Source organism: Streptomyces sp. 13-12-16 (assembly GCF_002114215.1).
In the GTDB taxonomy this organism is placed as follows: Bacteria; Actinomycetota; Actinomycetes; order Streptomycetales; family Streptomycetaceae; genus Streptomyces.
The window spans coordinates 1342-12807 of sequence record NZ_NCTE01001407.1 but is presented as its reverse complement, the minus strand read 5'-3'; the positions used below and the strand labels follow the sequence as shown (position 1 = coordinate 12807).

Below are 11466 nucleotides of genomic sequence, written 5' to 3'. Positions count from 1 at the left end.
CGGCGGTTTCCGCCGGGGGGCGGACGCCGGGCGCCGGGACGTCGAGGCGGAACTCGCCGAACGGACCGGTGGCCACCAGGCGCCGTCCGACCCGGCCGTCACATCCGAAGAGACCACGGGGGGCACAGTCGAGGAGGCAAGCAGTTGACCGCGTCGCCCAGTACTGTCGGACTGAGCAGTGAGGCCCGCAACCTGCACTGGCTGTTGAGCAACCTCGTCGAGGAGGTGCCCGGCATCCTCTCCGTCGCGGTGGTCTCCTCCGACGGCCTGCTCCTGCTGTCGTCCGACGACTCCAGGAACACGGCGGCCCGTGACGCGCGGAGCGCGAGACGCACCGGCCCCCGCGGCTCCGCCGCCGACCTGGCCACCGTCGTCTCCGGCATCGGCAGCCTGACCGTCGGCGCCTCGAAGCTGATGGACTTCGGCCCGGTCAAGCACACGATGGTGGCGATGGACGAGGGCAGCCTGTTCGTGATGTCCATCAGCGACGGCTCCCTGCTCGGCGTGCACGGCTCCGCGGACTGCGACATGAGCGTGGTGGCGTACCACATGGCGCTGTTCGTCGGCCGCGCCGGCCACGTCCTGACCCCGGAACTCCGCAGCGAGCTGCGCCAGTCCCTGGAGACCGAGTCCACCGGGAGCCGCCGATGAGCAGGTCCAGGAAACAGCTCCCGGTCCGCGGCGGCGACCGCAAACCCGCCCGGGTCCGCCCCTACTCGCTCACCGGCGGCCGCACCCGCTTCGGCCACGTCCTGCTCGTCGAGACGTTCGTCGGCGCCACCGCCGCGCTCGAAGCCGCCGGGGAGCGCAAGGAGCTGACGAACAACCCGTCCGGCTTCCGGGGCATGCCGGAGATGCGGGCCATCGTCGAACTGTGCCGCCGCATGCGAACGGTGGCCGAGATCGCCGCGCTGCTGAGGATGCCGCTCGGCGTGGTCCGCGTCCTCCTCAGCGACCTCGCGGACCAGGGAAAGATCCGTGTCTACGGAACGGGAACCGGCCACGGCACGGGCCGCCCGGACCGCGCGCTGCTGGAAAGGGTGCTGAGTGGACTCCGTCGTCTCTGACGTCGCTCACGGCGTCTCCCCGCTCACGGACGAGGGCGACGAGCCGCTGCTGCCCTGGCAGACGGACCGCACCCGTGCGCCCATCGCCACGAAGATAGTGGTGGCGGGCGGTTTCGCCGTCGGCAAGACCACGCTGGTCAGCTCCGTCTCGGAGATCACGCCCCTGCAGACCGAGGCGCTGATGACCGAGGCGAGCGAGGGCACCGACGACCTCACCGCCACGCCCGGCAAGCTGACCACCACCGTGGCCATGGACTTCGGCCGCATCACGCTCGACGACGACCTGGTGCTCTACCTGTTCGGCACGCCGGGCCAGCAGCGGTTCTGGTTCATGTGGGACGACCTGGTGCGCGGCGCGATCGGCGCCGTCGTGATGGCCGACACCCGTCGCCTGAAGGACTGCTGGCCGGCACTGGACTACTTCGAGAGCTGCGGACTGCCGTACGTCGTCGCGGTCAACCACTTCGACGGCAGTGAGCGGTTCGACGCCGAGGACGTGCGGGAGGCGTTGACGATCCCCGCGCACATACCTGTAATGATCATGGATGCGCGCCGCCGGATCTCGGTCATCGAGACCCTCTTGTCCCTCGTGGGCCACGCGCTCGACGAAACCCCCGAGTAATCCCCCGAGCAGCCCTCTTAGGAGCGTCCCCCGTATGCGGAAGATACTCGTCGTCGGAGCCGGCCAGTCCGGTCTCCAGCTCGCCCTCGGCCTCCAGTCGCACGGGTACGAGGTCACCCTGATGTCCAACCGGACCGCGGACGAGATCCGTACCGGACGGGTCATGTCGACGCAGTGCATGTTCCACACGGCACTCCAGCACGAGCGCGACCTCCAGCTGAACTTCTGGGAGTCCCAGGCCCCGAAGATCGAAGGACTCGGCGTCTCGGTGGCGGCCCCCGGCTCCTTCGACCCGGGCCCCTCGCAGCGCGCGATCGACTGGCTGGGCAGGCTCGACGGGTTCGCGCAGTCGGTGGACCAGCGGGTGAAGATGGCCGGCTGGATGGAGACCTTCGCCCAGCGCGGCGGCCAGCTCGTCATCCACGGCGCGGCGGTCGGCGACCTCGACTACTTCTCCCGTACGTACGACCTGGTGCTCGTCTCGGCGGGCAAGGGCGAGCTCGTGCAGATGTTCGCCCGCGACCCGGAGCGCTCCCCGTACAGCGAGCCGCAGCGCGCCCTGGCCGTCGCCTACGTCCACGGCCTCGGCCCGCGTCCGGAGCACCCGGACACGGAGGCGGTCCGCTGCAACCTGGTCCCCGGTGTCGGCGAGATGTTCATCATGCCGACCCTCACCACCTCGGGCCGCGCCGACATCCTGTTCTGGGAGGGCATACCCGGCGGCCCGCTGGACGCCTTCAAGGACGTCAAGGACCCCTCGGAACACCTCTCCCTGACCCTGGAACTCATGGAGAAGTTCCTTCCCTGGGAGTACGCGCGGGCCACCAAGGTCGAACTGACCGACGCCGGCGGCACCCTCGCCGGCCGCTACGCCCCCACCGTCCGCAACCCGATCGGCCGGCTGCCCGGCGGCGGACTGGTCCTCGGCGTGGCCGACGTGGTCGTCGCCAACGACCCGATCACCGGCCAGGGCTCCAACTCCGCCTCCAAGTGCGCCGCCTCCTACCTCGCCTCGATCCTGGAGCACGGCGAGAAGGAGTTCGACGAGGCCTGGATGCAGCAGACCTTCGACCGCTACTGGGGGACGGCGCAGCACGTCACCAAGTGGACGAACGCCATGCTCGCCCCGCCGCCGGAGCACGTCCTGAACCTGTTGGGCGCGGCCGGACAGCTCCAGCCGATCGCCGACCGCTTCGCCAACGGCTTCGACGACCCGGCCGACTTCGAGAACTTCTTCTACGACCCGAAGAAGGCCGAGGGCTACCTGATGGAGGTCTCGGGCGCGGCCGGCGCGTAACCCTCGTCGGGCCCCTCCATCGCCCCTTCGGGGAGCTCCGGCGGCACGTACCGCCGTACGGGCTCCCCGTCCGGGTCGGGTCGTACGGCGCCCAGCACCGGGTTGGCCGCGATCGGGGAGACCTTGATCCGCGCGCCGGGGCGGGGTGCCTGCACCACTTTGCCGTCGCCGAGGTAGAGGGCGACATGGGTGGCCTCCGGGAAGTACACGACGAGGTCACCCGGCCGCAGCTCGTCCAGCGGCACCCGCTCCAGCCGCGCCCACTGCTCCTGGCTGGTCCGGGGGACCGGCGTCCCGGCGGCGCCCCACGCCTTGGAGGTCAGCCCCGAGCAGTCGTACGCGGCGGGCCCCTCCGCACCCCACTCGTACGGCTTCCCGAGCTGCTCCACGGCGTACCGCACGGCCCGTTCGCCCGCCGCCGAGGGAGGAGCGCCGCCGCTGCCCAGCGCGCCGGAGGCCACCAGCTCCTCCTGTGCCTCGGCCGTGTTGCCCCGCTCCAGCTCGGCCAGCGCGGCGAGCTGCTCGGCGGTGAGCGAGGCGAGGAGTTCCTCGACCGCGCGGAGCCGTTCGCGGACCTCCTCCCGCTCCTTCCCGCGCCGCTCGGTGAGGGCGAGCCGGGCGTCGAGGGCCTTGCGCGCCCGGCGGGCCAGCGCCTCGGCCTCCTGCTCGTCGCCGGTCAGCCGGCCCACCGTTTCCGCCCGCTCCCGCGCCAGCCGCCCGATCACGTGCCCCTGGTCGAGCGCGCGCTGCGGATCGCGCGCCAGCAGCAGCCGTACGTAGGGGGAGAGGCCGGTGACGCTCTGGTACTGCTGGCGGGCCAGCCGTCCGGCCGCGCCCCGGCTGTCGTGCAGGGAGAGCCGGGTGCGGGCGAGGGCCCGGTTCAGCCGCTCGGTCTCGGCACGCTGCCTCTTCAGCCGTTCCTCGGTGGCGTTGTAGGTCTCGGTGGCCTCCTCGGCCTCCCGGTACAGGGCCTGAAGCTCCGTCAGCAGCCCGGCGACGGAACGCCCGTCGGAGCCGGCGGTGCCGCCGCCCGGTTCCGGGACGGCCGCCGCGGGCACGGGTGCGAGGACGGCACCGGCCGCCAGTACCGCGGTACACACCAGACGCGGCAGCTTTCCTGACACTCCATCACCTCCGGTGCGGGGCGGCTCGTCCGCTCCGCACCGCGAGCATCGGGCGGGTGTCCGCGGTCCGCTCGCCGAGTGTGCGCGGTTCGGCGCAACCCGGTCACCCGTCGGCGTCGTCCGGCTTGCCCTTCGGCGTGGCGTCTGGATCGGGCGCGGGCCTCGACCACGGCCACCTCCGGCCGTCGCCGGCCCGCCCCGTGGGGTCGTACAGGTACTTCCAGCCCCGCGTCAGCCCGGTCCGCGCGCTCCGCGCCCGGGGCACCCGCCGGTAGACCAGCACGGTGGGCGGGCCGTCGTCCGGGGCCGGGACGGGGATGCGGTACGTCTTCGGCGGGTGCCCGGTGATGCCCAGCAGCACGGGCAGCACGCGCCCGTCCATGGGCCCGCCCTCGAACGGGGTGTCTTCGCTCTTCACGCCCCCAGTGTCGGCGATGCGCGGGCCGTCAGAGGTCCGCGGCCAGCTCCCGCACCAGTGCGTCGGCCTGCGCGTCGCGCCGCGCGGTCACCGTCAGCACCGCCACGAACTGCTCCACGAGCCAGTCCCGCAGCTCGTCCAGGGGCGGCTGTTTGTCCTCGTCGAGCCAGATCAGCGAGGCCGCCTCCACGGCGGTGATCCACATGCGGATCGTCATCCGGAGCCGGGGACCGGGCCCGGCGACCCCGAGGTGGCTGAGGATGTGCTCGGCGGCGGCCCGCCGCACGCCGTCCACTATGGCGGTCGTACGGGAGGTCTCCACGACGCTCCCGCCCTGGAGCAGCGCGCTGAACCCGGTGTCGTGCTGGTCGACGAAGGCGAGGTAGCGGTCGAGGGCACGGGACAGCCGGGGCAGCAGCGGTCCCTCGTGCGGTTCGTCGAAACAGTGCCGCAGCTCGTCGGCGGCGGAGCGGAGGGCGGCCTCGTACAGCTGCTGCTTGCCGCCCGGGAAGTACCGGTACACCAGGGGGCGGGACACACCGGCCGCCTCCGCCACGTCGTCCAGGGAGACGTCCTCCGGGGCACGGTGGGCGAAGAGGGAGAGCGCGGCCTCGAGCAGCTGACTGCGGCGCTCCTCGACGCTGAGCCGCCGGTAGGCGGGGGTGGGGGCCTGCGAGGTCATGCCCGCAGGGTATCCGCCCGCCCGTCTGCGCGAGGGGTCCCGACGACTGTCACGGCTTCCGTCGGCCACGCGCGGTACGCCGGTGTCGTCGGGGCCGGGGCCGGGTGCGGGTACCCGTCTACGCGAGCAGTCCCGACGACTGCCACAGCTTCCGTCCGACCCCGCGCAGCACGCCGATGTCGTCCAGGAAGTCGGTGAGCCGCTTCGCGCCCTGCTGCATCACGTCCCGGCGGTGGGCGCTCGCCTTGACCTGGGCGACGGCCGCGCGCCGGTCCAGGCCGACGTTCGTGTAGACCTCGGGGTTCACGAAGGCCACGGAGAACACCCGGGCGAACTCCCCGGAGGTGACCCGGGTGAACTCCTGCGACCACTTCGGCGCGGTCACCATCTGGCGCCGCAGCTCCTCACGGGCGTAGCGCACGTGCCGGGCCTCCTCGACGACGTGGATGCGCGTGACGCCCCGGATCAGCGGCTGGACCCGCTCGTCCGGGAAGGTCAGCCGCTGCATCCAGTCCAGGACCTCCTCGCCGAGCAGGGTCGCGGTGAAGGAGCCGGGGGTGGTGGAGATCGTCTTGAAGAGTCGGCCGAGGTTCTGGTGGACGCGGCTCACCGGGTACCAGGGCGTACCGCCGCGCGAGATCACCCGGGCGAACATCTTGGAGTGCCGGCACTCGTCCTCGATCTCGGTGAGGGCGTACCGCACGTGCGCGCTCGTGGCGGACTTGTCGTAGATGTGCCGGACCAGGAGCTGCATCAGGATCAGCTCGAACCAGATGCCGAGCGAGGCCAGCGCCGCCGCCTCGTGCCGCGAGAGCAGGAGGCGCTGCTCCTCGCTCATCCGCTTCCACATCGGGGTGCCGTACAGCGACACCAGCTCCGGCGGCCAGAACCACTTGCCCTCCTCGAAGGGGGCCTCCCAGTCCAGCTCCTCGTCCGGGTCGAAGGAGTGCCTGGCGGACGACTCGAGCAGCCGCCGGGCCACCTGCTCCCGGTCCTTGAGCAGCCCGAGCGCGTCCCGCAGGCCGTCGAGCGCGTCGGTTTCCGACAGGGTCGTCATGGCGGTTCCACCTCTGGGGCGTCTCGGGTTACCGGCGGGTCACCCACTTATGAGACTGCCTGTCAGCAAGCCCGTCAATCCCTCGCGCGGGAGTTCTCGATGTCCGGTCCACCCGGTGGACGCGTCAACGGCGCGTACCCCGGATCACCTCTTGGAGCGTCGCCCCGGCGTTCGTCCTGGGTACGCTGACGGTGCCGGTCGGACTGCAGCACATGGGAGCGATCATGAGCGCCGCACGCGACTACGGGCTGGACGACGACTACGAGTGGCCTCGTCCGCCGGTGGGTGGCTGGACGGCGGACGACCTCGACGAGCTTCCCAACCTGCCTCCGCACACGGAGCTGATCGACGGGAGCCTCGTCTTCGTGAGTCCGCAGACCAACTTCCACTCGCGCGTCATCCGCCTCCTGGACAACGCCCTGCTGGCTCAAGTGCCGGACGGGTTCGACGTCCAGCGCGAGATGACCATCAAGCTCAATGAGCGCAACCGCCCGGAGCCCGACGTCATGGTGTTCAAAGCGGACGCTGATATCGGGCCGGGTCAGACCTGGTACCGGCCGGAGGACGTCCTGATCGCCGTCGAGGTCGTTTCCAAGGACTCGGAAGAACGAGACCGCGAGGTGAAACCGCGGAAGTACGCGCGGGCGGGCATCCCGCACCACTGGCGCGTCGAGCAGAACGACGGCCTCCCCGTGGTCTACGTCTACGAACTGGACCCGATGACCAAGTCGTACGTCCCCATGGGCATCTTCCACGACCGCCTCAAGCTCACCGTCCCGTTCCCCGTCGACATCGACCTCACCGCCGTCGACCGCCGGCGCTAGACCGAGCAGCCCAGCCCTTCCGGGACCTCCCCGACCAGCGGCTGCGCGCCGCCCGCGGGGAACGACGTCCGCAGGGTGAACGCGTACGGCGTCGGGCCGTTGGCGCGCAGGTGGAGGAGGCGGGACTCGGCCTCCGCGACCGTCGGGCGGTGGCCCGCGGGGACCCACCACAGCGCCACCATCGCCTCCTCGACGCGCTCGAACCACTCCCGGCGCCGCGCCAGCATCTCGCGGTGGCGGCCCTGGTACATGAACGCCGTCAGGGCGTCGGTGTCCCGCCACACCGACATGTTGATGATCAGCCAGGAGTCGCCGAAGACGGCGATGTCCGTCGCGTCGCCCCCCTCGCTCTGCAGGCGCCAGACGAAGCCGTCGGCGGCGTCGGCGTCCGCGTTCACCGGGTCGAGACCGTCGACGAAGTCCCTCAACTGCGGTGAGTCCAGCGGGGCTTTCAGGCGGGCGATGTTCACCTGGGCGAGTTCGTACGCGGTGTCGGTCATGTACCGAACGTTAGGTCGGGAACGTGTCGCTCCGGCACCCCCGTCTCACCAAGTGGGCCTCTGCTCCTACGAGTTGAGCACCGCCTCCATCACCGCCCGCGCGATCGGTGCCGCCGTCCCGCCGCCGCTGATCTCCCGCCGGTTCGCCGCCGCGTCCTCGACCACCACCGCGACCGCCACCTTCGCCTCCATGTCCGCACCGCCCTGCGCCCAGGAGATGAACCAGGCGTACGGCGTGCCGGAGTTGCCCAGGCCGTGCTGGGCGGTGCCGGTCTTGCCGCCCACGATCGCACCGGGGACCGCGGCCTTCGTGCCGGTGCCGTCCTCCACCACGCCCCGCATCAGCTCCCGCAGCCGCGTCGCCGTCGCCGGATACATGGCCCGCCGCACCGGACGGGAACCCGCCGTCGACACCGTGCTGCCGCCCGCCCGCACGGTCCGCTCCACCAGGTAGGGCTCCCGCACCTGCCCGCCGCCCGCCACGGCCGCCGCGACCATCGCCATCTGCAGGGGGGTCGCCCGGGTGTTGTACTGCCCGATCGACGACAGCGCGAGCTGCGCCCGGTCCACCGTGGTGTCGAAGGTGCTGCGCGCCACCCGGAACGGGATCCGTACGTCCGGGTCGTTGAAGCCGAAGGCCTCGGCCGTCGCCCTCATCCTCTCCACCCCCGTGGTCACCCCCAGCTTGGCGAACACCGTGTTGCAGGACCAGACGAACGCCTTCCGCACCGAGGCGTCCTCGCACCCCTCGGAACCGTTGGTCAGGCGGGTCCTCGTCCCCGGCAGGGTGTACGGGGCGGGGGAGTCCGTCGGCCCGTCCAGGTTCCTCACCACCCCGGCGTCCAGCGCCGCCGCCGCGGTGACCACCTTGAACGTCGAACCCGGCGGATACGTCCGCTGCACCGCCCGGTTCAGCATCGGCCGGTCCGGATCGGCGTTCAGCCGCGCCCAGGCGTCCCGCGCCGCCGTGCCGTTCCCGGACAGCAGCGCGGGGTCGTACGACGGGACCGACACCAGCGCCAGGATCCTCCCGGTCGACGGCTCCACCGCCGCCACCGCGCCCTTCCGCGAACGCAGCCCCTCGTACGCGGCCCGCTGCGCCGCCGGGTCGATCGTCGTCACGACGTGACCGCCCGCGTTGCGGCCGCGCGTGAACTCGTTCCACAGCGGCAGCGGCGCGAGCACCGGGGCGGCCCCGGACAGCAGCCCGTCCTCCGTGTGCTCCAGCAACGTCGTGCCGTACTCCTGCGAGGCGAAACCGGTCACCGGGGCGTACAACGGACCGTCGCGGTACGTCCGTTCGTAGCGCAGGTGCTCCCCGGTGTCCCGCGAACCGGTGACCGGCCGCCCGTCGACCAGGATGTCGCCGCGCGGCTGCTGGTAGCGGGCGATGGTGTCCCGGCGGTTGGCCGGGTTGGCCTCGTACTCCCCGGCGCGCAGGACCTGCACGCGGGCGGCGTTCACCAGCAGCGCCACCAGCAGCAGGGCGCAGAACAGCGCCGCGTGCCGGATGTGCCGGGTCACCGGGGCGCACCCCCGCCGCCCTGCCGCCGCGCGGAGTCGCTCAGCCGGACCAGCAGCGCCACGATCGCCCAGTTGGTCACCACCGACGAGCCGCCCTGCGCCAGGAACGGCATCGCCATCCCGGTCAGCGGGATCAGCCCGGTCACCCCGCCCGCGATCACGAACACCTGGAGCGCCACGAGCGAGGCGAGCCCCACCGCGAGCAACCGCCCGAACGGGTCGCGCAGGGCCAGCCCCGCCCGGTAGCCGCGCTCCACCAACAGCCCGTAGAGCAGGAAGATCGCGGACAGTCCCGCCAGGCCCAGCTCCTCACCGGCCGTCGCCAGGATGAAGTCGGACTTGACCGCGAAGCCGATGAGCACCGAGTGCCCGAGCCCGAGCCCGGTGCCGAGCGTCCCGCCCTCCGCGAAGGCGAACAGGGACTGGGCGATCTGGTTCGGGCCCTCGCCCGCCTCGATGGAGCCGAACGGGTGCAGCCAGGTCTCGATCCTGTGGTGCACGTGCGGCTCCAGCCGGCCCACCGCCACCGCCCCCAGTGAGGCCAGCAGCAGCCCCACCGCGATCCAGCCCGTGCGGCCGGTGGCGACGTACAGCAGGACCACGAACAGGCCGAAGAACAGCAGCGAGGTGCCGAGGTCCCGCTCCAGCACCAGCACGCCCACACTGACCAGCCAGACGGCGAGGATCGGGCCGAGCACCCGCCCGGTGGGCAGCCGCAGCCACCGGAAGCGGCGGCCGGCGTAGGTGAGGGCGCCCCGGTTCGCGGCGAGGTACGCGGCGAAGAAGACCGCCAGCAGCACCTTCGCGAACTCGCCGGGCTGGATGGAGAATCCGGCGACCCGGATCCAGATCCGCGCCCCGTTCACCGCGGGGAAGAGGATCGGTACCGTCAGCAGGACCAGCGCGACGGTGACGCAGACGTAGGTGTAGTTCTGGAGCACCCGGTGGTCGCGCAGCACCAGGACGACCATGATGAACAGCGCCACGCCCAGCGTCGACCAGACGAGCTGGGTCGGGGCCGCCGGATCGCCCGGCGTCTCCAGGTCGAGCCGGTAGATCAGCACCAGGCCGAGGCCGTTGAGCAGCACCCCGATGGGGAGCAGCACCGGGTCGGCGCACGGGGCGCGCCAGCGCACCGCCAGATGGGCGACCAACGCGAGCACGCCGAGCCCGGCGCCGTAACCGGCGGCGCCGGGCGGGACGGTGCCGTTCCTGGCGAGGCCGACGGCGCAGTATCCGTACACCGACAGCAGGACGGCCAGGACGATCAGGGCGAGTTCGACGCCGCGGCGCCCGGTGAGGCGGACGGCGGGCGCGGGCGGATCCGCCGTCGCCAGGGTGATACCGGCCTTGCTCATGTCCGGAACTTAACCGAATAGGGTGCCTTGCGTGCTTCGCTCATCAGCACCAGCGTGGCGCGGGACCGAGGTTGTCGATGTGGGCGGCCGGGCCCCACGCCCAGGTGCCGTCCGTGAGGAGGTACCAGAGGGGGTTGCCCTTCACGTTGTCGCCCGGGACCTTGCAGAAGATCGAGACGACGTCGCCCTTGTGGGCGTACCGGATGATCTGCGAACCCCGGTTCGGGGCGCTGCGCAGGGCCAGGGAGTCCGCCGTGACGACACCCTTGTACTGGCCCTGGTTGCCCTGGTTGCCCTGGTTGCCCTGGTTGCCGAGGTTTCCTTGGTCGCCCTGGTTGCCCTGGTGGCCGCCGCCCTGGTTGCCCAGGCCGTTGTCGCCGCCCTGCTGGTTGTTGTTGCCGTTGCCGCCCTGCTGGCCGCCGCCTTGCTGGTGGCCGCCCTGCTGGCCGCCGCCTTGCTGGTGGCCGCCCTGCTGGCCGCCGCCTTGCTGGTTGCCGCCACCGCCGCCCTGCTGATTTCCGCCGCCTTGCTGGTTGCCGCCCTGCTGGTTGCCGTTGCCGCCTTGCTGGCCGCCGCCTTGCTGGTGGCCGCCTCCCTGCTGGTTGCCGTTGCCGTTGCCGCCCTGCTGATTGTTGCCGCCGCCGCCACCGCCTTGCTGGTGGCCGCCCTGCTGGTTGGCGTTGCCGTTGCCGTTGCCGCCTTGCTGGTTGTTGTTGCCATTACCGCCTTGCTGGTTGCCGTTGCCGTTGCCGCCCTGGTGGTTCCAGTTCCACTGGCCGCCGCCCTGGTTCGGGTCGTCGGCGGCGACGGCGGGGGCGACGGCGGCCGCGACCGCGAGAGCCCCGGCGGCGAGAGCTATGGGAAGGCGGCGGGTGAGCGGGGGACGCAGGGACATGGGGTACCTCCACATGCGAGGAAAACGGGTCGAAGGTGACTTATCGCCACACTAGGAGCGGCCCTCCGCACCCGCCCGCCCTGCTGCGCCATCGGGGA

Annotated in this window: 13 protein-coding genes; 5 read left to right on the top strand and 8 right to left on the bottom strand. The window is 71.9% G+C overall.

Annotated features, from left to right (window positions below; genetic code table 11):
• The first annotated feature begins 144 nt into the window (after positions 1–144).
• Genes B7767_RS41750 through B7767_RS41735 form a run of 4 tightly spaced genes read left to right on the top strand, consistent with a single transcriptional unit; the run spans position 145 to position 2986 of the window.
• Positions 145–651, top strand: coding sequence for a roadblock/LC7 domain-containing protein (locus B7767_RS41750; RefSeq protein ID WP_085576392.1), 507 nt, complete (start codon positions 145–147; stop codon positions 649–651).
• On the top strand, positions 648–1067 hold the full coding sequence (locus B7767_RS41745; protein WP_085576391.1) for a DUF742 domain-containing protein: 420 nt from the start codon (positions 648–650) through the stop codon (positions 1065–1067). Before B7767_RS41750 ends, B7767_RS41745 begins: the two co-directional genes overlap by 4 nt.
• Positions 1048–1689: an ATP/GTP-binding protein gene (locus B7767_RS41740; RefSeq protein ID WP_085576390.1), complete on the top strand. Its 642-nt coding sequence runs from the start codon at positions 1048–1050 to the stop codon at positions 1687–1689. The genes B7767_RS41745 and B7767_RS41740 overlap by 20 nt, the downstream gene beginning before the upstream one ends.
• Before the next feature lie 34 nt (positions 1690–1723).
• A complete protein-coding gene (locus B7767_RS41735; RefSeq protein ID WP_085576389.1) occupies positions 1724–2986 on the top strand; it encodes a styrene monooxygenase/indole monooxygenase family protein in 1263 nt (420 codons plus the stop codon).
• Here B7767_RS41735 and B7767_RS41730 read toward each other — a convergent pair.
• The 4 genes from B7767_RS41730 to B7767_RS41715 all read right to left on the bottom strand — a co-directional run bounded on the left by B7767_RS41730 (position 2950) and on the right by B7767_RS41715 (position 6267).
• A complete protein-coding gene (locus B7767_RS41730) occupies positions 2950–4110 on the bottom strand; it encodes a C40 family peptidase (protein WP_085576388.1) in 1161 nt (386 codons plus the stop codon). The genes B7767_RS41735 and B7767_RS41730 overlap by 37 nt on opposite strands.
• A gap of 103 nt (positions 4111–4213) precedes the next feature.
• Entirely contained in the window at positions 4214–4528 is a 315-nt protein-coding gene (locus B7767_RS41725) for a hypothetical protein (RefSeq protein ID WP_085576387.1), read from the bottom strand.
• A 28-nt stretch (positions 4529–4556) separates the two neighbouring features.
• Positions 4557–5210 carry a TetR/AcrR family transcriptional regulator gene (locus B7767_RS41720; RefSeq protein WP_085576386.1) on the bottom strand — a complete coding sequence of 218 codons (654 nt, stop codon included), beginning with the start codon at positions 5208–5210 and terminating at the stop codon, positions 4557–4559.
• Between the two features lie 118 nt (positions 5211–5328).
• Complete coding sequence (locus B7767_RS41715; protein ID WP_085576385.1) at positions 5329–6267, bottom strand: diiron oxygenase; 939 nt, start codon at positions 6265–6267, stop codon at positions 5329–5331.
• A gap of 224 nt (positions 6268–6491) precedes the next feature.
• On the opposite strand from B7767_RS41715, the gene B7767_RS41710 reads away from it, so the two are divergent.
• Positions 6492–7091, top strand: coding sequence for a Uma2 family endonuclease (locus B7767_RS41710; RefSeq protein ID WP_085576393.1), 600 nt, complete (start codon positions 6492–6494; stop codon positions 7089–7091).
• On the opposite strand, the gene B7767_RS41705 is transcribed toward B7767_RS41710, so the two are convergent.
• The 4 genes from B7767_RS41705 to B7767_RS41690 form a co-directional block, all read right to left on the bottom strand.
• Complete coding sequence (locus tag B7767_RS41705) at positions 7088–7591, bottom strand: DUF3291 domain-containing protein (RefSeq protein WP_085576384.1); 504 nt, start codon at positions 7589–7591, stop codon at positions 7088–7090. The genes B7767_RS41710 and B7767_RS41705 overlap by 4 nt on opposite strands.
• A gap of 66 nt (positions 7592–7657) precedes the next feature.
• On the bottom strand, positions 7658–9115 hold the full coding sequence (locus B7767_RS41700; protein WP_085576383.1) for a penicillin-binding transpeptidase domain-containing protein: 1458 nt from the start codon (positions 9113–9115) through the stop codon (positions 7658–7660).
• Complete coding sequence (locus B7767_RS41695; protein ID WP_085576382.1) at positions 9112–10473, bottom strand: FtsW/RodA/SpoVE family cell cycle protein; 1362 nt, start codon at positions 10471–10473, stop codon at positions 9112–9114. The genes B7767_RS41700 and B7767_RS41695 overlap by 4 nt, the downstream gene beginning before the upstream one ends.
• 43 nt (positions 10474–10516) lie before the next feature.
• Entirely contained in the window at positions 10517–11368 is an 852-nt protein-coding gene (locus tag B7767_RS41690; protein WP_085576381.1) for an SH3 domain-containing protein, read from the bottom strand.
• Positions 11369–11466: the final 98 nt, after the last annotated feature.

Excerpts from the sequence above, each read along its gene's own strand:
- B7767_RS41745 (WP_085576391.1), top strand. The coding sequence starts at position 648 with ATGAGCAGGTCCAGGAAACAGCTCCCGGTCCGCGGCGGCGACCGCAAA.
- B7767_RS41710 (WP_085576393.1), top strand. The coding sequence starts at position 6,492 with ATGAGCGCCGCACGCGACTACGGGCTGGACGACGACTACGAGTGGCCT.
- B7767_RS41735 (WP_085576389.1), top strand. The coding sequence starts at position 1,724 with ATGCGGAAGATACTCGTCGTCGGAGCCGGCCAGTCCGGTCTCCAGCTC.
- B7767_RS41705 (WP_085576384.1), bottom strand. The coding sequence starts at position 7,591 with ATGACCGACACCGCGTACGAACTCGCCCAGGTGAACATCGCCCGCCTG.
- B7767_RS41715 (WP_085576385.1), bottom strand. The coding sequence starts at position 6,267 with ATGACGACCCTGTCGGAAACCGACGCGCTCGACGGCCTGCGGGACGCG.
- B7767_RS41720 (WP_085576386.1), bottom strand. The coding sequence starts at position 5,210 with ATGACCTCGCAGGCCCCCACCCCCGCCTACCGGCGGCTCAGCGTCGAG.
- B7767_RS41690 (WP_085576381.1), bottom strand. The coding sequence starts at position 11,368 with ATGTCCCTGCGTCCCCCGCTCACCCGCCGCCTTCCCATAGCTCTCGCC.
- B7767_RS41695 (WP_085576382.1), bottom strand. The coding sequence starts at position 10,473 with ATGAGCAAGGCCGGTATCACCCTGGCGACGGCGGATCCGCCCGCGCCC.